Below are 18,526 nucleotides of genomic sequence, written 5' to 3' on the forward strand. Positions count from 1 at the left end.
CTCGGAGTCCGCGCTGAAGGGCGCGCACTTCATCGAGCTCTGCGACCAGCGGAAGATCCCGCTGATCTTCCTGCAGAACATCACGGGCTTCATGGACGACGGCGCCGGCGCCCGCCCCGGCGCCGCGGACCACGTCCGGCGGCGACGCGGCGAGGAAGACCGCCGCGAGGAGGAGCATCGCGGCGAGACCGGGCAGCACGAACGCGAGCCCGCCGACGAGGCCGCCGGCGGTCCCGCGGACGCTCCACGCGGTGAGGATCGCGAGCTGGCTGGACGCCGGGCCCGGCAGCAGGTTCGTGGCCGCGATCGCGTCCTCGAACGCGTCGTCCTCGATCCAGCCCTCGCGCTCCACGCAGAGCTCGCGCAGCATCGCGACGTGGACCGGCGGGCCGCCGAACCCGAGGCAGCCGATCCGGCCCCAGCGTGCGGCGACGGTCCGCAGCGATATGTCGCGCGGCGGCGTCACCAGGCGGTCAGCGTAAGCCCCGGCGCGGCGGGGGATGTGTCCGCCGTGTGCGGGGCCGTCGTGGTGTCCCGTCGATCCGCGGCGTCGCGCCCGGGGCGCTGGAGCGCGAGGGGATCGTCGTCCGGCAGCTCTACTGCGAGCGGCCGCCCCGCTACGACTACGTGCTCACGCCCGCGGGCGAGGAGCTGATGCCGATCCTCGAGGCCCTGAAGCAGTGGGGCGACCGCCACGGCTTCCAGCGGCTGGGCGTCTCGGAACGGGCCTGACCCGGCCCGGAGCTCGGCCCCGGGAACGCGGAAGGCCCGCCGATGGCGGGCCTTCGCGTCGAGACCTTCCCAGCGACGGTGTACTGGTTGGGGATCACCTTCCGGGGCGTCAGGTGGTTGCGGCGTCTCGCAGGTCCCGTTGGGTGAAGATGGAGCGAAGCGCCAGTCCGTGCCGTGCGAGGCGTTCGCGACCTCCGGCCTGCCGGTCGATGACGCAGGCCACGTGCTCGACGGTTGCCCCGAGCTCACGCAGCGCGGCGCAGGACTCGATGACCTGACCCCCCGATGTCACGACGTCCTCGATGACGACGATTCGGCGGCCCGATACGTCGCCTCCTTCGGCCAGATTGCACGTTCCGTAGGTCTTGGGTTCCTTCCTGACGAAGAGCGTCGGAAGGCCCGTGATCTGCGAGGTGACGGTCGCGAGAGGAACGCCGCCGAGCTCGAGGCCTGCGAGTGCGTCAGCACCGTCGGGGACGAGGATCGCCAGGCGCTCGGCCAGGTCGCGCAACAGCTGTGGGTCGGCCTCGAAGCGGTACTTGTCGAAGTACACCGTGCTCAGCGCTCCGGACCGCAGGCGAAACTCGCCGGTGAGATGCGCGCACTCGAAGACGCGCCGGGCGAGAGAACCGTCGATTCCAGACACGGACTCAGACTACGCCCGCGAGCAGACCCTCAGGAGCTCTGACGCACGGGCTCATCCAGGGGAAGCTGCGCGAGGCGCGGCGGCAGATCGGCCCGGCCCGACACCCCGAGCTTGCGATAGGAGCGCGTGAGGTGCTGCTCCACCGTGCTGGTGGTGATGTAGAGCTTGCGCGCGATCTCGCGATTGGTCAGGCCCGCGGCAGCCAGGCTCGCCACCTGGACCTCCGCTGAGGAGAGGGCGCTCAGCTCGACATCGGGCGCCCCCTGGAGCGGCTGTGAACCGGAGGTGGCGTGCGTCGACAGCCGGCGGTGGAGCGGCCAGGCATGCGCCTGCTCGGCCAGGTGCGCCGCGCGCCGTCGCTGCGTCCGGGCCCGGCGGGCGTCACCCCGTTCGTGGTGGGATTCGCCGAGATCGGCGTGCGCCCAGGCGAGCTGTACCCGGTCGGCGGTTCCCTGTAGCGCCTCGGTCGCCTCCTTCAGGAGCTCCAGACGCTCCCGCGGTCCCGCGGTGGCGGCAAGTGCCCGCAGCGCGATTCCCCGGGTCCGGGGGCGATCGGCCCCCGGGCGTTCCAGCTGCTCGGCGGCGAGCGTCGCCGCCTCACGGGTGCAGCCCAGACGGAGGAACGCCTCGACGGCGGCCGACCGCCACGGGAGGAACGCGGGCACGTCGACGCCCCAGTCGGTCAGCATGCGCCCGCAGGCCAAGAGATCTTCGAGAGCGGCGTTGAGATGGCCCTGGGCGAGGTGGAGCTGACCGCGGGCGTAGAGGTACTCGGCCCCGTACCGGGTGTCGAACATCGACTCGGGCACGGCGACGTCGAGGTCGTCGAGGCTCTCGAGCGTGCCCATCGCCGTCGTGGCCAGGATCAGGGTGGCGAGCGGTGAGCCGATGGCCACGCCCCAACTCCAGGTCGGGATCGCCGCCAGGGCGTCACGGGCATACCGCTCGGCGCCCGGGAGATCCCCCTGCCGGAGGGCGGCCTCGGCCCGGATTCCTCCGAGGGTCGCCGTCCAGGTGGCGGCACGCCGCGCTCCGGCCTCCTCCAACAGCCGGTCGCACCACTGCATGGCCTCGGCGGGCTGGTCGACGTAGATGAGCACGTAGAGCGCGCACTCGATCGGGCACAGCGTCGCATCGTCCAGCGAGAGGGCCTCGAGGGCCCAGGTCGCCGTGCGCGCGGCCTCGGCGCTCGGCCCGTGGTGCATCACGTGGGACAGGGCCGCCATCGCCCCCAGACCGGGACTGGCGGTTGCTGACGGGAGGTCGACGAGCGACGACCAGTCTTCGATCCACGGCTGCTCGACGAGCAGCGACGGCTGGTAGCTGCGCAGCCAGAGGTGAGTGACCTGGAACTCGACACTGGCCTGCGGAGCGAGGGGATCCGAGGTCAGCCGTTCGAGGGCCTCGATCGCCTCGGCCTGCCGGCCCTGCCAGAGCAGCGGCTTGACCAGGTGCAGGCACCGCGACGGTGCGAGCCGTCCCTCCGAGAGCGCCACGGTGAGCGAGCGGATGTGACGGAGCGCCGCGCCGGGGTTGTTGCGCCACTCGATGCGAGCGCGCTGCATGGTGATGCTGGCCTGCTGGTCGTCGTTCACGCAGGCGTCGTAGGCCAGGTCCAGGCAGCGGGCGGCGAACCGGATGTCATCTGCGCGGAGGGCCGAGCGACTGGCATCCTGGAGGATGTCCAGAGCCCACGGCTCGCTCGCGTCCTCTGCGGCCACGAGGTGGACGGCGATCTTGTCGGCGCCCACGCCGTCCCGGTACAGCAGATCGGCGGCGCGACGGTGGAGCGCTCGCGTCTCCTCGGAGGACGTGTCGGTCAAGACGGCCTGCCGCAGCCGTGCGTGAGGCAGGCGGCCCGCGTGCAGGAGCCCCCCGGATTCCAGGGTCCGCGCCAGTCGGCCGACGGCGTCGAGTGGCATCTCCGCCACGGCGGGCAGGAAGGCCATCGAGGACGAGCTCTCCAGAACGGCGGTCGCCCGGACGAGGTGAGCAGCGCGCGGGTCGGCTCGCCGCAGGCAGGAGAGGTACGCCTGTCCGTACCGGTCTCCGGGGACCGGCTCGGGGGCCCGGGTCTGCGAGCGGTCTGCGGCGAGGAGATGATCCTCGGCCAGGGCACGTACGAGGAGGGGATTTCCGCCCGTGAACGATGCCCACTCCGGGTTCGCGACGGCGGGCGCGTCCGCTCCGAGGATCTCGGCCAGCTGGGCGGAGACCTGTTCGGGCGAGAGGGAGGAGACGGGGATCCGCCGTTCGGGCGCGTGCCCGATCAGCTGTTGCACGAGCCCGCCGCCCAACGTCCCGGACTCTGCCGCGCTGTCGGCGTGGGTGACGACCAGGAGCACGCGGCTGTCGCGGATCTGCGAGCAGACGAAGCGCAGGCAGTCGAGCGAGGGGCGATCGATGAACTCGACATCGTCGACGGCCAGCACCAGCGGCGTATGGGCGGCGAACGCCTCCAGGCCGTTCCAGAGCTGCTTCATGGCCGGCGCGTCGTAGACGGCGCGGAGCGCCGGGGCGGCGGATAGGGGTCGCGCCGGGGCGACGCCGAGCAGGGCGGCCCGCGAGCGATCGCCGCCGAGCGTCGCCGGGGCGTCGAGCAGGAGCTGATCGATGACCCCGAGCGGGCGGTGGCGCTCGCGCTGCGAGGCCACCGCGCTGAGCGCGACGCCGCCGGAGGCGGTGACGGCGGACAGGAAGGCGCGGAGGATCGAGCTCTTGCCGCTGCCCGCCGCACCGGTCAGCACGGCGACCGCGCCGACGCCCTTCAGGCACTCGTCGAAGCGCTCGACGAGCTCGTCGCACTCCCGCGATCCGTGCCGTGGGCGCAGGCTGGCAGAGGGGGACGAAGGGTCGTGGGCCAGTGCCATGCCGTGATTTTATGCAGATACTTGATTGGGAATGAGCAGTTTGGCGCGTCGGCTGTCGAGCCGGGCTCCGGAGCACGAAGCCCGAGAGAACGCCTGCGGCTCCACGCGGGCCCGCGACGGGCTCGCGGAAAGTGAAGGGTCCTAGGGGTGGGCGTAGGGGTGGCAGCCGGCCGGCGCTCGTAGCCATCATGGCCCTATGCGGTCTACGGCTTCCGGCAAGAAGCTTCGCGAGACGGACATCGCAGTCAACGCCCTCTCCCGGGACCGAGCACCCGAGGGGACCGATACGAAACACCTCGAACCGAGAACGGAGTCAGCATGACCTCCAACCACCCCGGGCTGTCCGCGGCCGACATCCTCAGCATCGAACAGACGCTGGCGCTCTTCCCGCACATCTTCGACAACGACAACGGCAGCGACCTGGACCTCCTGTTCACGCCCGACGTCGTGATCGAGACCGAGAAGGCACGATCCGTCGAAGGACTGGAGGCCGTCCGGGCCTGGGTCGCCGCCAAGACGGCGGCCGCGCCGGATCACCAGACGCTGAACGTGGTCGTCTTCGTCGCCGAGGACGGCAGCGTCCGGGCCCGCAGCCGGTACCTGCGGATCACCCCGACCGGCGAGACCAGCAACGGAGACTTCCTGGACGTGCTCGTGCAGACACCTCGGGGGTGGCGGATCGCGCGGCGGACGACGATCAGCCGGTTCCCCGTGCGCTCGGTGCGCGAGGACGGCACCGCGCTCCGTGACGAGTGGCTGCCGCGAGCGACCGGAGTGCGGTCGTGAGCGGGACGCTGCCGGCCGCCGAGGTCATCGAGATCCGCAACGCGATCGCGCTGTTCGCGCACGTCTTCGACAACGACCTGGTGGACGACATGGGACTCGTCTTCTCCGAGGACATGGTCGTCGAGTCGGTCCTCGGTCAGGGGTATTCGATTCCGGGGCTGGAGGCGGGCAAGGACTTCCTCCGCCGGCGCCGGCCCGAGACCGCCGATCACCACACGGTCGACACCGTCCTCTTCTGGGACGACGCCGAGCACGTGTCGGCACGCAGCCGCTACCTGGCCGTCCGCGCCGACGGGGGGATCAACAGCGGCGACTACTTCGACATCCTGGTCAAGACGCCGGAGGGCTGGCGCATCCAGTACCGCCTGAGCGTCCCGCGGACCCCCGACGGACCCCGTGCGCCCGTGGACGCGTCGTTTCTCGCCAACTGGCGGCCATCGGCGGCGCGGCTGCCGCTGAGGATCGCGTGACGGCGACGTCCCGGTTCAGGGTGCTCGATCCTGCCGCTCCCCGGCCGTGCTCAGGGCGCTTGTGCCCGGCGAGGTCCGGGCGATCGAGCGCTTCGGCGACGATCCGGCCGCGAGCGTGTTCCCGGAGGAGTTCGTGGCGGTCCGCCACGCGGTGGAGACCCGGCGCCGGGAGTTCGTCACCGGCCGGGCCTGTGCGCACCGGGCGCTGGCCGCGCTCGGCGTGCCGGTGGTGCCGATCATGTCGGGCCCCAACCGCGAGCCGCTGTGGCCCGAGGGCGTCGTCGGCAGCATCACCCACGGCAGCGGCTAGGTGGCTGGACTTCTCCGACGCCGACATCACGTTCGGACGGGGCACCCGGCGGTTCCTCGCTCGCCTGCACGTGCCCGGCCCCACCGACGAGCGTGCGGAGCCCTACTGCTTCCACGGCGAGTGGACGGCCAGCGCGCAGCACCTGGTCACCGCGGTGGTCATCCCCCGGGAGTGACGCCGGGGAGGGCGGAGATCAGGGCCCGGGTGTAGTCGTGCTGCGGCGTGCTGAAGAGCTGCTCGACCGGGCCCGACTCGACCACGGCGCCGTCCTTCATCACCAGCACGCGGTCGCAGATCTGGTGGATCACGCCGAGGTCGTGGGAGATGAACAGCAGCGCGACGCCGAGATCCCGCTGCAGCCGCGTGAAGAGGTCGAGGATCTGGGCCTGGACCGACACGTCCAGGGCGGACACCGGCTCGTCGCAGACGAGCACCTCGGGCCCGGGGGCGATCGCCCGCGCGATCGCCACCCGCTGGCGCTGGCCGCCCGACAGGCTGGCGCCGCGGCGCTGGAGGTCGCCGTGGTCCAGGCCGACCTGGCGCAGCAGCGCGACGATCTGGTCGCGGACGGCGGCGGCCCCCCGCCGGCTCGTCCGGCCCAGCGCCTCGCCGATGATCTGCTCGACGCTGTAGCGCGGGTCGAACGAGCTCAACGCGTCCTGGTGCACGATCTGGATCCTGCTCCGACGCGGGCGGCGTTCGCGTTCGCTGACGCCGCTCCACGGGGTGTCGTCGAGCCGGACCTCCCCGGCGTCCGGGTCCAGCATGCCGAGCACGATGTCGGCGGTCGTCGTCTTGCCCGAGCCGGACTCGCCCACGACGCCGAGCGCCTCGCCGGCGTGCACGGTGAACGAGACCCGGTCGACCGCCGCCCGCCACGAGCCACCCGGGGAGCGGAACCGCTTCGAGATCTCCCGGGCCTCGAGGACCGGCCGCGTCGCGGCGACGCCGGGCCGCGCCGGAGAGTCCTCGGGCGTCGCGGCCTCGAGGGCGTACTCGCCGGCGTGCCAGCAGCGCGCCGAGCGTCCCGCCGCCTGGGGGACGGGCGGCGGCAGCTCGCTCCGGCAGCGGTCGTCGGCCAGCGCGCAGCGGCCCGCGTAGGGGCATCCGGGACCGGTCGACGGGGGCGCCAGCAGACCCCCGGGCCGCGTGCCCGCGGCGACCGCCGCGCCGCTCCGGCCGAACGCCGGCACGGCCGCGAGCAGGTCGGCGGTGTAGGGGTGGGCGGGCCGCGAGAGGATCTCGTCGGTCGGTCCCTCCTCGACGATCAGGCCCGCGTACATGACGGCGACCCGGTCGGCGAGCCGGGCGACCACGGCGATGTCGTGGCTGATCAGCAGGACCGCGGTGCCCGCGGCCTTCTTCGCCGCCAGCAGGTCGAGGACCTGCGCCTGGACGGTCACGTCCAGGGCGGTGGTGGGCTCGTCGGCGATGACCAGCGACGGGCCGGCGACGATCGCGGAGGCGATCAGCGCCCGCTGGCGCAGCCCGCCCGACAGCTCGTGGGGGTACTGGCGCGCGCGGACCTCCGGATCGGGGATCCCGACGGCGCGGAGCTCGTCCCGGGCCGCCTTCGCGAGTCCCTCGCCGCGCAGCGAGCGATGCACCAGGAGCGCCTCGCCGACCTCGTCCCCGACCCGCCGCAGCGGATCCAGCGAGGTCAGGGCGTCCTGCAGGACGAAGCCGATCCGCGCGCCGCGGAGACGCCGCCATGCGGTCCGGCTGAGCCGTCCGAGGTCCTGGCCCTCGAACTCGAGGGTGGACGCCGTCACCTGCGCTGTGTCGCCCGCCAGGCCGACGAGCGACCTGGCGGTGACGCTCTTGCCCGACCCGGACTCGCCGACGATCGCGAGGCACTCGCCACTGTCGACCGTCAGGGAGACCTCCCGGACGGCGTGGACCGGCGCGGTGCCGCGGCCGGCGGGGAACCGCACCGAGAGGCCGTCGACCTCGAGCAGTCGGGACGTGGTCCCGGGGTCGAGGACCGCCGGGCTCTCCTGGATCAGTGTCACCGGCCGCTGCCCTTCGCTCGTTGTTGCATGGCGCGGCCTACGACGCTCAGGGCCACGACGGTCAGGGTGATGGCCAGGCCCGGCGCCACGGGCAGCCACCAGTCGGCCTGGAGGTATCCCCGGGTCTCGGCCAGCATCGAGCCCCAGTCGGGGGAGGAGGCCGACCCGCCGAGACCCAGGAAGCTCAGCGATGCCCCGGCGATGATCGCTCCGCCGACGTTCATGGTGGCGATCACGAGGACCGACGGGCCGACGTTGGGCAGGACGTGTCCCACCACGATCCGTAGCGGGGAGACCCCGAGCCCGCGGGCGCTGGACACGTACAGGCTGGAGGCCACGACCTTGGCCTGGATCCGGACGATGCGGGCGAAGATCGGCATCAGCGACAGGCCGATCGCCAGCAGGACGTTCTCCTGCCCGGGGCCGAGCACGCTGACGACGACCAGCGCGAGCAGGAGCGACGGGAAGGCCATGAGGATGTCGGCGATCCGCATGGTCACCTCGTCCGCGATCCGCCCGCCGAGCGCGGCGACGAGCCCCCAGAGCGCTCCCCCGGCGGCCGCCAGGGCGGTGCCGCCCAATCCGATCAGCAGCGAGGTCCGCGTGCCGTGGACGAGCCGGGCGAAGGTGTCGCGCCCGAGCTGGTCGGTGCCGAGCAGGTGCGTCGGGCTCGGTCCGCGGAACGCGGCGCCCAGGTCGGGCTGGTTGGGGTGGGACGCGAAGGCGCTCGGCCAGACGGCCGCGACGGCGAGCAGGGCGAGCAGCAGTGCCGCGGCGACGACGGAGGGTCGTCGCGCGCGGAGGTTGCCGGTCACCAGCAGGCCGGATGCGGCGCGGCCGGGGTCCGGCTCGTGGGTGATGTCGAGGGTGCTCATGCGGGCTGGCGACGCAGTCGCGGGTCGACGGCCAGGTACAGGCCGTCGACGACGAAGTTGACGAGGACGAAGACCACGGCGACGAAGACGACGACCCCGGTGACGACCGGCAGGTCGCGCCCCTCGACCGCCGCGACGAGCGTCTGGCCGAGACCGTCGCGTGCGAAGACCTGCTCGATCACGACGACCCCGCCGAAGAGCTGCCCGACGATCCAGCTCGACAGGGTGAGGACGGGCGGCGCCGTGTGCTTGAGCAGGTGGCGGGACCGCAGACGGGACTCCGACACGCCGCGGGCCCGGACCGTCAGGGCGAAGGGCTGGACCAGGGCCTGCTCCATCTCCTCGCGCATGACCAGGGAGGTCGATCCGGCCACCGGCAGGGCCAGGGTGATCCACGGCAGCACCAGGGACGAGACGCCGTCGTTGCCGATCACGGGGAAGAGGTGCAGGTCGAAGGAGAACAGCGACAGCAGCACGAGCCCGATCCAGAAGCCGGGGGTCGAGACCGCCAGCAGCTCGAGGCAGCGTGCGGCGCCGGCCGCCCGGGGACGTCCCGCGGTGGCCAGGGCGACCGCGACGCCGACGAGCGCGCCGATGATGGCACCGCCGGCCGCCAGCTCCGCGCTGGCGGCCGCCTGGCTGGAGAGGATCGATCCCACCGGCTGATGCAGCTGGTAGGAGTCACCGAAGTCCCCCCGCAGCAGTCGTCCCAGGAACGTCAGGTACTGGGTGACGATGCTCTTGTCGAACCCGTACGTCCGCTCGACCGCGCGGAGGGTGGCCTCGCTGGGGTAGTTGTTGCCCCCGCCGGCGATGACCAGCGCCGGGTTGCCCGGCAGCAGCTGCAGGGCGACGAACGACGTCGTCGCGGCACCCCAGATGACCAGGATGCCGAGCCAGAGCCGCCGGACGACCCAACGTCGGTAGTGCATCGTCCGGCCGCCCGTTCCTCAGTCGTCCAGCCAGGCCGAGTAGAACAGCGGGTAGCCGCTGACGTCGGAGGCGACGCCCTTGACCGTCTTCGAGAACCCGGCGATGGAGACGTTGTCGTGGAGCGGCAGCTGGAATGCGTTGCTGAGGATGTACTTCTGCGCCGCGCTGTAGTCGGCCGCCAGCTTGGTGGGCTCGCTGCTCACCAGGCCGTCGTTCAGCCACCCGTCCAGCTGCGGGCTCGCGACGAGCGAGGTGTTGCCGCCGCCGGTGAGGAAGGTCTGCTTGGCCCCGTACAGGAACCGCAGGATGTCCGGGTCGGCGCGGCCGCCGCCGGCGTCGATCACCGAGTACTTCGTCTTCTTGACGGCGTCGATGTAGGCACCGACGTCGAGGCTCGGACGGCGCAGGTCGATGCCTGCGGCCTTGGCGTTGGCGACGATCCCCTGGCCGAGCGTGTTGTCGCTGGCGCTCTCGTTGACCGCGAGGGTGGGCCACTCCACCGTCAGCTGCTTGCCGTCCTTGGTCCGGTACCCGCTGGAGTTGACCGTCGTCCAGCCCGCCTCGTCCAGGAGCCGCTTCGCGGTGGCGAGGTCGAAGCCCTGCAGCTCCTGACCGGCCGACGCGTCGTGGTAGGCCGTGGTCGGTCCCAGGGGGTTGGTCGCGGCCGGGAACTGGCCGAAGTACACCGTCTTGATCAGCGTCTTGACGTCGATCGCGGCGGACAGCGCCTTGCGGACGCGGACGTCCGCCAGCGGACCGCTCTTGACCTGGAAGTAGAGGCTGTAGCTGTTGCCGGGCTGCGGGACGCTGAGGACCTGGGCCGAGGAGCTGGACTTCAGGGAGGCGACGTCCGAGGGCGGCACGGCCGCGATGCCCTGGACCTGGTTGCTGGTCAGCGCGCCGTAGCGGGTCTGGTCCTCGCTGATCAGCTGGAAGTTGAGGCGGTCCAGGTACGCCGCCCCGGTGTGCTTGGCGTTCGAGGGCGCGCTGGCGTAGCTCGCGGCGCGGTTCAGGGTGACGTTCTTCTTGTTCACCCAGGAGCCGTACTTGAACGGTCCGGTGCCCACGGGGGCGTACTTGCCGACGGGGAGCGCCAGCGCCTTCGGGCTCTGGATCCCGAGGTAGGCGGTGGAGAGCGCCTGGAGCAGCGGCCGGAACGGCGCGGACAGACGGATCTGCACCTGGTCGGGGGCGATGACCTTGGAGCCCTCGTAGGTGGGCAGCAGCGACGCCGCGTACTGGGAGGCGGTCTTCGGGTCGACGACGTGGTCCAGGCTGGCCTTGACCGCCGCGGCGGTGAACGGCGTCCCGTCGTGGAAGGTGACCCCCCGACGCAGGTGGAACGTGTACGTCTTGCCGTCGGGCGAGGTCGTCCACCGCGTGGCGAGCCACGGTCCGAAGCTGCTCGGTCCGGTCTGGACGACGAGGGAGTCGAAGATGTTGCGGTCGATCAGCGCGGTGACGCTCTGGGCGCTGACCGCCGGGTCGAGGGTGAGCTGCGTCTTGTCGACCGCATAGGTCAGCGCTCCTCCCGACTGCGGTGCCTGGGTGGTGGCCGAGGCCTGCTGCGAGCCGGATTGACTGCTGCCGCAGGCGCTCAGCGCCAGCGAGCCGACGATGACCGCGGCGGCGATGGAGACGCGACCCCTGGTGCCGGTCCGGGGCGCTTCGCGTCCGTGGTGGGCCGAGCGTTGCGACGCACTGAGTTGCATTGGTTCACTTCGGTGGAGAGCGGGCAGGATGCGACCTGCAGCGTGGGGCTCCGGCGCCGTCACGTCTACCCCTACGCCACCCCTAGCCGCCCCTAACGTCGTCCGGGAGGCGAGCAGGGGTCGCGGTCGTTCGGGTGAGGCCAGCTCGGAGGTGGAGCGCCCACCCCTGATCGGCCCGAGCGTCGCGGGCCACCTCGCCCGACCCGCATGCCGCCACGGCTCGCCAGATCGCCGTGGCAGAGGAGCGCGATGACGTCGACCTCGTGATGTCCCTCGCGTTCGCCGCCGGCGACCGTCGCGTGTACGACGGCGCGCGCACTGCCGCCGCGGACCTCGTCCTGGATCGCGACGGCGATGCTGTGAAGGCCGACCATCTGCGGATCGCCGGCCGGCTCATCGACCGCGTCGAGCACCGCGACGGCGATCCTCGCTCGCACCGTCGCGAGTCGCTCGCCGATCGGATCGCCGCAGAACGCAAGGCGGCCAGCAAGGCCGAGCGATGCCGACCCCGTCCCCGACAACGCGAAGGGCCCGCCGAAGCGGGCCTTCCGTACAGGAGCCTCCCAGCGGACTCGAACCGCTGACCCCTTCATTACGAGGGTGGCCTAGCGTTGCGAACTGGTAGCGCGGGTTGCGTGAAGTCCCTGGAAAACGGCCTCTTTCTTGAAGCACGCGAAATCCTGCAAAACAGCAATTTGCGTTCTGATGTGTACTCAGTGTGTACTGAGATCGGCCCGGTGATCGGCCTCTCTGGGGACGCTGGTCCGGTCTGCCGTATGACGCCCCGGCCGGCGAGCCATGCTCGGATGGGCATTCGAAACACCGAGCATGCGTTCGCGCCAGACGGCCCGCAACAACGAGGGCATCGGCGGTCCGGTCGCGTCGATGGACGGGCCACCGGCAGCATCTACAAGATCTTCGGTGGTGGGCATCGTCGCGCGCGACCGCTGACCCCGCCGCGCAGCCACGCCTGCCGCCGAGCGGGTTGCTCGGCGAGCCGCCGGTCAGCGGTGCCCCGGGCCTCGCGGGCTTTCCGCCGCGGCTGGTCGGACGGGGTGTCCCTTCACGGAAGTGTCGCGGGCTATGCTCCGCCGACGTGGCCCCAGGAGGGTCGCTGGTGTGCCGGGAAGACTGGTCGGCGAGTCTTGTTGTCGACCCCTTTGGAGGCCGTGGCACATGTGTACCGCTCCCGGACCGTCGCGTTCGTCGAACGCCCCCCTTACGATCCTCGTCCGCTCGCGGAGGCCCCGGTGATGGCCTTCCGGGCGACTGCCGCCCCGCGGTGGCAGGATCACGACCCGCACGGGCGAGCGACGGTGGCGGTGCAGGACGCACGGCAGCTGGGTCCCGGCGACGCCGCCGAGCGGTTCGCGGCCGTCGCGGGCGTGCCGACCACCGATGTCCGCGCGTGGAAGCGACACGTCGAGGTCTTCACGCTCGCCCAGCGGTGGGCCACGGCCAGACGCGCCGACGTCCACGACGAAGACGTCCGCGACGACGAGACGGCGCGCGTCTCCCCGCCCCCGGGGTGGTCCCCGCCGGAGTGGCAGCCGTCTTGGCGCTTCGTGTCGCGTGCCCACCCCGCCGGCCGGCCGGTCTGGGTCTGCGGGCTCCGGGGCGGCGACGCGCCGAGGCGCCCGTGAGGCGGGTGCGCGGGCTGACCGTCGGCCGCGTCGGCTCCTGGCCGGCCCTCCGGTCGCCGATCACCGGCGGGGTGCTGCTCCTGGCCGCCGTGCTGCTGGCGCTGCTCTGGGCCAACGTCCTGTCGGGCGCGGGCTACGAGGGCGTGTGGCGGACCGAGCTGACCGTCGGGGTGGGGGACCTGTCGATCACGGAGGACCTCCGGCACTGGATCAACGACGGGCTCATGGCCTTGTTCTTCCTCGTGCTCGGGCTGGAGGTCAAGCACGAGTTCGTCGCCGGGTCCTTGCGCGACCCGCGGGCGGCCGCGGTCCCGATCGCCGCGGCGATCGGCGGGGCGGTGCTGCCGGCGGTGATCTACGTCGCCTTCACCGTGGGCGGGGCCGGATCGGAGGGCTGGGGGATCCCGATGGCCACCGACGTCGCGTTCGCCATCGCCGTCCTCGCTCTGCTGGGCTCGAGGATCGTCCCGGCGATCAAGACGTTCCTGCTGACGCTGGCGGTCGTCGACGACATCCTCGCCGTCTTGGTCATCGCAGTCTTCTACACCGAGACGATCGTTCCCGGATGGCTGTTCGCGGCGATCCTCGGGCTTGCGGCGATCAAGGTGCTGCAGCGGGCGATGGTCTCGTCGGTCCCCGTCTACGTCCTCATCGGGCTGATCGTCTGGGTCTGCATGCTGGAGTCCGGTGTGCACGCCACGATCGCCGGCGTGGCGCTCGGCCTCATCACCCCTGCGGGATCGTTTCGCGGGCGAGACATCCTGCACGCGCTGAAGGGCCGGATCGAGCCGGTGACCGCCCTGGTCATCGTGCCGCTGTTCGCCCTAGCGAACGCCGGGGTCGTCCTCACCGGTGGGGTCGTCGGTGACGCCGCCTCCAGCGGCGTCGCGCTCGGCGTGCTGGTCGGGCTCGTGGTCGGCAAGCCCGTCGGAATCACCGTCACGGCCCTGCTCGTCGAGCGGGTCGGGCTCGGCCGCCTGGACCCGGCGATCGGCGTGGCGCACCTCGTCGGGATCGGCGCGTTGGCGGGGATCGGGTTCACCGTCTCGCTGTTCATCTCCGATCTGGCGTTCGACGGGCCCGAGCTCGCGCAGCTCGCCAAGATCGGCGTCTTCGCCGGGTCGCTGATCAGCGGCGTCCTCGGCGCGATCCTGCTCCTGCGGGCCACCCGGCCGCTGATCTCGAGTGGTCCGCCCCCAGCGAAGACCGCTCTCGAGACCGACTGAAGACCTCGACGCCGCCGACCCCCTCGCGGCCTGCAGGGCGGTGGTCGGTTCTACCGCTTGCGTGTCCGGGTGGCTCGGTGAATGTCAACGGCCGCCGCGAGCGCAGCGACGAGGACGGCGAACCCATCGCCATCGGCCTCGTCGGTGCGCTCGTCGGATACTTCATCTTCACCCGCGGGCTCGGCATCGGCGACGACGACGCCTTTGATCTCGGCGGCCTCCTCAGCGCCGTCATCGGCGTGGTCGTCGTGCTCGTCGCCTACCAGGCGATCGCCGGCCGGCGAAGCCGCGCGTAAGAGCGTCCAGCGGGAACGGGCGCGCTGTCGCCTGCAATGTCGGGATCCGGGTGTGACGAGGCCCACCCGGACCCCGACGGGGAACTCCTGGTATCGAGGACGCAATACGCAGCCTGTACGCGACGCTCCAGATCACACTGGAAACCTCGGAGCAGCTCGCGCTCGACATGCGATCGCAGGGCGCCCGGGCCTCGCACCGACGACGACTGGTGGGCCGCGGGGCCGAGAAGCGACGTAGGCCGCGCGCGGTGGACCGGCTCCCAGGAACGCCCCGGTGACCGGTGCGTGAGCGGCGGCGGGCTAGTGTCAGGCGATGAACGCTTTGCGGACCCCGGACGAGCGCTTCGACGGACTGGAGGGCTGGCCGTTTCGCCCGCACTACGCCGACGTCGAGGCCGAGGGGTCCGGGCCGCTCCGGATGGCGTACGTCGACGAGGGGCCGGCGGATGGTCCCGTCGTGGTCCTGCTGCACGGCGAGCCGAGCTGGTCCTACCTCTACCGGCACATGATCGGGCCGCTGGCGGCCGCGGGCCTGCGGGTGATCGCCCCGGACCTGGTCGGCTTCGGACGGTCCGACAAGCCTGCCGGTCGCGAGGACTACACCTACGCCCGGCACGTCGGATGGGTGCAGGACCTCCTTTTCGGCACGCTCGATCTCCAGCGGGTCCTGCTGTTCGGTCAGGACTGGGGCGGCCTGGTAGGACTGCGGCTGGTGGGGCTCGAGCCCGACCGGTTCGCGGCGGTCGTCGCGTCGAACACGTTCCTCCCGACGGGCGAGCGGCCGCTCGGCGCGGCGTTCGAGGCGTGGCGCTCCTACTCGCAGACAGTGGACGCGTTTCCTGTGGCGAACATCCTCCAGGGCGCGACGACGCGGGAGCTCTCGCCCGGCGAGCTCGCGGGGTACGAGGCACCGTTCCCCGACGAGTCGTACAAGGCCGGAGCCCGGCAGTTTCCGGCGCTCGTGCCCGACCGCCCCGACGACCCCGGCGGCGTTGCCAATCGGGCTGCGTGGGAGGGCCTTCGGACCTTCGACGGCCCGTTCGTGTGTGCGTTCGGCGACTCCGACCCGATCACCCGCGGTGCCGACCGGGTCCTGATCGCCCAGGTCGCCGGGGCGGACGACCAGCCGCACGAGACGCTGCCGGACACGGCGCACTTCTCGCAGGAGGACGCGGCCTCCCGCCTCGTGGAGATCGTCCTGGCGACGAGGCAGCGCGCGGACGCCTGACCAGGGCCGGCGACGCCTCCCGGGGCCGCCTGCGTTGGGCTGCCCGCGAAGAACAATGCCGGGATCCGGTGCACCAGGGTGTTGGCGTCGGGCAGGCCGGTCCTACCTCCACCATCGTGTCCGTGTCGCCGACGGAGGCGACGTCGGCGCCCGCGCACCACTCAGGCATCCGCGGTCGGTGATCCCAGGCTATCCCGCCGTTTCGGCGAGCAACGTGATCGCGATCATGAGCGCCATCAGCACTCCGTATCCGATGCGCGGCCCGGCCCCCCGGCTGGTCCGTAGGGCGATGAGAGCCTGGATCGCGTAGTACGCCGCGAAGGCCCGCGAGGCGACCGCCACGATCGTGAACGTCGGGACCGTCGCCGCTAGGAGGATCGCGGCGGTGCCGCTCAACAGGTAAGGCCGCGCGCCGGTCATCCACGACGACAGGCTGCGGAAGTTGCCGTCCGCCGCCGCCGTGTCGGCGATCGCCGCGCTGAACTGGCTCAGGACCGCAGAGAGCACCAGCGGAAGCGCCAGGAACGGCGCGACGCGGTCGGTGATGTCGAGGAGGGTCTCGTCGGGGCCCGCGGACGTCCCGAGCCCCATCACGGGCGTGGCGACGACAACGAACGCGATGTACAGGACCGTTGCCGTGCCCTGGGCGAGTCTCGACGCCCGGATCCTGGTCTGCGCGTCGTATTCGTCGCCGAGGTAGCGCACGGTCTCGAACCCCTGCACGGTGATGACGATGCCGCCGAGGACGAGCATGATCTGGCCTATTCCCAGATCGGGCACCGGAGGCAGGGACAGCCCGTCGCCGAGGAGTTGACCGCCGTCGTGGACCAGCAGGGTCGCGCCGAGCACCATGGTGAGGATCAGCACGGCGCCGAGCGATACGCGGTCGAGGAGGTCGAGGCCCGCGAATCCGCGGGTCACGCCGATGCCGATGATCAGCGCGACGGCACTGCACGCGATGACCTTCTCGACGCCCGTGCCGCCGGAGCCGACGAATCCGGTCACGTACTCGGCCATGATCCGCAGGTAGAGCGCGACCGAGATGACGTAGGCGACGACGATGACGGCATCGCCGAGGCGACCCAGCCGTGCAGTGGTCCGGTCGAGGTCGCCTGAGTTCTCGAGCGGCTCGACGACGCGGATGCAGTGGCGGATCGCGGTGCCGACCACCCACGCGACGGCGCAGACCGCCACCGCGCCGAGGACCGAGAGGCCGCCGAGGGTGCGCTCGAGCACCGGGACGATGATGAGGAGCCCGGAGCCGAGGATCGACGCCAGCGGGGTGACGGTCGCCAGGAGCACCGTTCGACGACTGGGGGCCGAGGGGTGCGCAGGCACCCCGGAAGTTCACCACAGTGCCCGGCTGTCCTACCGCGCTGAGAGGGATTCGTCCGCGTCCGGACTCGACCGACCGGCGGGCGTCTCGATCTGCACTGCTCCCGCCGTCACCGACGGCGGGAGCGGTGGGCTCCACGCCGTGCCACCCTCGCGAAGAACGACGCACCAGACTGCGCCGCCGGATCGCCTCGTGCTCAGCCACAGCAGAGCGCCGGTGCCGGCAGGCCTGACCGTTTCGGGCCCCGCCGTCTCGTGGGTCTCCGCTCGATATGGGTCGAGAATCGACGCGAGTCGGTGCTCCCAGCTCCGAGCGACGAACCTGCCGCAGATGCGTCGAAGTCCTTAAGGATCGTAGGCTCGTCGTATGCCTGCCGACGACCGTGTTTCTCGTGACGGGCCGCTGAGCCGCGTCGGGGTGCTCGACGCCGCCATTGCCCTCGTCGAGCGTGACGGGGCGGGGGCGCTGACGATGCGCCGGCTCGGCGCCGAGCTGGGGGTCGAGGCGATGTCGCTCTATCACCACGTCCCCAACCGCGACGCCGTGCTCGCCGGCATGGCAGAGCGGCTCATGTCCCAGCTCCAACCACCGCCCTCCGGCGCCGGATGGCAGGACGCCGGGGAGTGGTTCGCCCGCCAGCTGCGGATCGTCGCGACGAGCTCCCCGCAGACCTTCGCGCTGACGGCGATGCGGCCGCTGCGGGACTCCGCGGCGCTCGCGCCCATCGAGGCGCTGCTCGCCGCACTGGTACGGGCCGGCGCCACCCCGTCGGGAGCGCTGGTGGCATACCGCGCCCTCGCCAGCTATGCCCGGGGGTACGCGCTGTCGGAGGTCGTCGGCTTCACGGTGGACGCCTCGGGCGACGAGCAGGACGACGTCCTGGCCGGCCTGGACGCCGACGCGTTCCCCGTGCTGTCCGGTCGGCGCGACGAGCTGCGCGACGTACAGGCGGACCGCGCGTTCGACACGGGCCTGCAGGCGCTCATCGACGGTCTCGGACGGGCCCTGATCCGCTGAGCGCCCAGTTCGCCTCGAGGGTTGAGAGACGAGGTGGGTGGCGGGCCGTGGCGTGCGGCGACATGCAGCTGCTTCCGCGGGCCCGCGGAATCCGCGGGGCGGTGAAGTGAGACGGGCGCCGCCGCTCCCACCTCTCCCGGACTTACGGCGTAGGTGGGGCCGGGCAGCGCTTCGCGAGGGTCCCAGGGCGGAATCGGACTCGCTGGCGGTGGATCGTCGTGCGGCACGGCCGGGAACCCCCAGATCCCGGCCGTGCCGTGAACGGATCTCGCCTGTGTAGAGGGTTTCGTGCCACTCCGGGGCGACTTGTGTCGGACGCCAGATATCTGTCACAACCGCGAGTGCGCCATGAAGTTGCGGCGTCGCACCGTCGTTCCCGGCGAAGGCGCCGGCGAGACGCTGCGTTTGGTCCCGATCGCGAACCCCGCCGATCG

At 71.9% G+C, this 18,526-nt stretch carries 18 protein-coding genes and 2 pseudogenes; 12 read left to right on the forward strand and 8 right to left on the reverse strand.

Features of this window, described 5'->3' with window-relative positions; all coding sequences use genetic code 11:
• Positions 1–94 (forward strand): annotated as a pseudogene (locus AB0L40_RS11380) (carboxyl transferase domain-containing protein); the annotation flags it as partial.
• Here AB0L40_RS11380 and AB0L40_RS11385 read toward each other — a convergent pair.
• A pseudogene (locus tag AB0L40_RS11385) lies at positions 95–466 on the reverse strand (chromate transporter); the annotation flags it as partial.
• 47 nt (positions 467–513) lie between these two features.
• Here AB0L40_RS11385 and AB0L40_RS11390 point away from each other — a divergent pair.
• On the forward strand, positions 514–732 hold the full coding sequence (locus tag AB0L40_RS11390; RefSeq protein WP_364353737.1) for a helix-turn-helix domain-containing protein: 219 nt from the start codon (positions 514–516) through the stop codon (positions 730–732).
• A 109-nt stretch (positions 733–841) separates the two neighbouring features.
• Here the strand turns inward: AB0L40_RS11390 and pyrE are convergent, their stop codons facing one another.
• Both pyrE and AB0L40_RS11400 read right to left on the reverse strand, forming a co-directional pair.
• Positions 842–1,378, reverse strand: a complete 537-nt coding sequence (gene pyrE / locus AB0L40_RS11395; protein ID WP_364353740.1) for an orotate phosphoribosyltransferase — start codon at positions 1,376–1,378, stop codon at positions 842–844.
• Between the two features lie 29 nt (positions 1,379–1,407).
• A complete protein-coding gene (locus AB0L40_RS11400; RefSeq protein ID WP_364353743.1) occupies positions 1,408–4,248 on the reverse strand; it encodes an AAA family ATPase in 2,841 nt (946 codons plus the stop codon).
• A 318-nt stretch (positions 4,249–4,566) separates the two neighbouring features.
• On the opposite strand from AB0L40_RS11400, the gene AB0L40_RS11405 reads away from it, so the two are divergent.
• From AB0L40_RS11405 to AB0L40_RS11415, 3 genes are read left to right on the forward strand one after another with little or no spacing between them, the layout of a single operon-like run.
• The gene (locus AB0L40_RS11405; RefSeq protein ID WP_364353746.1) at positions 4,567–5,034 is read left to right on the forward strand and encodes a nuclear transport factor 2 family protein; all 468 of its coding nucleotides are present in this window, start codon (positions 4,567–4,569) and stop codon (positions 5,032–5,034) included.
• Entirely contained in the window at positions 5,031–5,504 is a 474-nt protein-coding gene (locus AB0L40_RS11410) for a nuclear transport factor 2 family protein (protein WP_364353749.1), read from the forward strand. The genes AB0L40_RS11405 and AB0L40_RS11410 overlap by 4 nt, the downstream gene beginning before the upstream one ends.
• Positions 5,505–5,550: 46 nt before the next feature.
• Positions 5,551–5,814, forward strand: coding sequence for a hypothetical protein (locus tag AB0L40_RS11415; protein ID WP_364353752.1), 264 nt, complete (start codon positions 5,551–5,553; stop codon positions 5,812–5,814).
• A 158-nt stretch (positions 5,815–5,972) separates the two neighbouring features.
• Here AB0L40_RS11415 and AB0L40_RS11420 read toward each other — a convergent pair whose 3' ends face one another.
• Genes AB0L40_RS11420 through AB0L40_RS11435 form a run of 4 tightly spaced genes read right to left on the reverse strand, consistent with a single transcriptional unit; the run spans position 5,973 to position 11,346 of the window.
• Positions 5,973–7,826: an ABC transporter ATP-binding protein gene (locus AB0L40_RS11420; RefSeq protein ID WP_364353755.1), complete on the reverse strand. Its 1,854-nt coding sequence runs from the start codon at positions 7,824–7,826 to the stop codon at positions 5,973–5,975.
• Positions 7,823–8,701 carry an ABC transporter permease gene (locus AB0L40_RS11425; protein WP_364353758.1) on the reverse strand — a complete coding sequence of 293 codons (879 nt, stop codon included), beginning with the start codon at positions 8,699–8,701 and terminating at the stop codon, positions 7,823–7,825. Before AB0L40_RS11425 ends, AB0L40_RS11420 begins: the two co-directional genes overlap by 4 nt.
• Positions 8,698–9,633 carry an ABC transporter permease gene (locus AB0L40_RS11430; protein ID WP_364353761.1) on the reverse strand — a complete coding sequence of 312 codons (936 nt, stop codon included), beginning with the start codon at positions 9,631–9,633 and terminating at the stop codon, positions 8,698–8,700. The genes AB0L40_RS11425 and AB0L40_RS11430 overlap by 4 nt, the downstream gene beginning before the upstream one ends.
• Before the next feature lie 18 nt (positions 9,634–9,651).
• Positions 9,652–11,346, reverse strand: coding sequence for an ABC transporter substrate-binding protein (locus AB0L40_RS11435; protein WP_364353764.1), 1,695 nt, complete (start codon positions 11,344–11,346; stop codon positions 9,652–9,654).
• A 266-nt stretch (positions 11,347–11,612) separates the two neighbouring features.
• On the opposite strand from AB0L40_RS11435, the gene AB0L40_RS11440 reads away from it, so the two are divergent.
• The 6 genes from AB0L40_RS11440 (at position 11,613) to AB0L40_RS11465 (ending at position 15,739) form a co-directional block, all read left to right on the forward strand.
• Positions 11,613–11,930, forward strand: a complete 318-nt coding sequence (locus tag AB0L40_RS11440) for a hypothetical protein (RefSeq protein ID WP_364353766.1) — start codon at positions 11,613–11,615, stop codon at positions 11,928–11,930.
• Positions 11,931–12,174: 244 nt separating this feature from the next.
• Positions 12,175–12,297 (forward strand): hypothetical protein, encoded by a 123-nt coding sequence (locus AB0L40_RS11445; RefSeq protein WP_364353769.1) that lies wholly within the window; start codon positions 12,175–12,177, stop codon positions 12,295–12,297.
• 371 nt (positions 12,298–12,668) lie between these two features.
• Entirely contained in the window at positions 12,669–12,989 is a 321-nt protein-coding gene (locus AB0L40_RS11450) for a hypothetical protein (protein ID WP_364353772.1), read from the forward strand.
• Positions 12,986–14,215 carry a Na+/H+ antiporter NhaA gene (gene nhaA / locus AB0L40_RS11455; protein WP_364353775.1) on the forward strand — a complete coding sequence of 410 codons (1,230 nt, stop codon included), beginning with the start codon at positions 12,986–12,988 and terminating at the stop codon, positions 14,213–14,215. Before AB0L40_RS11450 ends, nhaA begins: the two co-directional genes overlap by 4 nt.
• 77 nt (positions 14,216–14,292) lie before the next feature.
• Positions 14,293–14,511 (forward strand): GlsB/YeaQ/YmgE family stress response membrane protein, encoded by a 219-nt coding sequence (locus tag AB0L40_RS11460; protein WP_364353778.1) that lies wholly within the window; start codon positions 14,293–14,295, stop codon positions 14,509–14,511.
• Between the two features lie 313 nt (positions 14,512–14,824).
• Positions 14,825–15,739 carry a haloalkane dehalogenase gene (locus AB0L40_RS11465; protein WP_364353781.1) on the forward strand — a complete coding sequence of 305 codons (915 nt, stop codon included), beginning with the start codon at positions 14,825–14,827 and terminating at the stop codon, positions 15,737–15,739.
• A 189-nt stretch (positions 15,740–15,928) separates the two neighbouring features.
• Here the strand turns inward: AB0L40_RS11465 and AB0L40_RS11470 are convergent, their stop codons facing one another.
• Entirely contained in the window at positions 15,929–17,041 is a 1,113-nt protein-coding gene (locus AB0L40_RS11470; RefSeq protein WP_364353784.1) for a hypothetical protein, read from the reverse strand.
• Between the two features lie 400 nt (positions 17,042–17,441).
• On the opposite strand from AB0L40_RS11470, the gene AB0L40_RS11475 reads away from it, so the two are divergent.
• On the forward strand, positions 17,442–18,092 hold the full coding sequence (locus tag AB0L40_RS11475; protein ID WP_364353787.1) for a TetR/AcrR family transcriptional regulator C-terminal domain-containing protein: 651 nt from the start codon (positions 17,442–17,444) through the stop codon (positions 18,090–18,092).
• Positions 18,093–18,526: the final 434 nt, after the last annotated feature.

The sequence above is a fragment of the Patulibacter sp. NPDC049589 genome, assembly GCF_040675535.1.
GTDB lineage: Bacteria > Actinomycetota > Thermoleophilia > Solirubrobacterales > Solirubrobacteraceae > Patulibacter.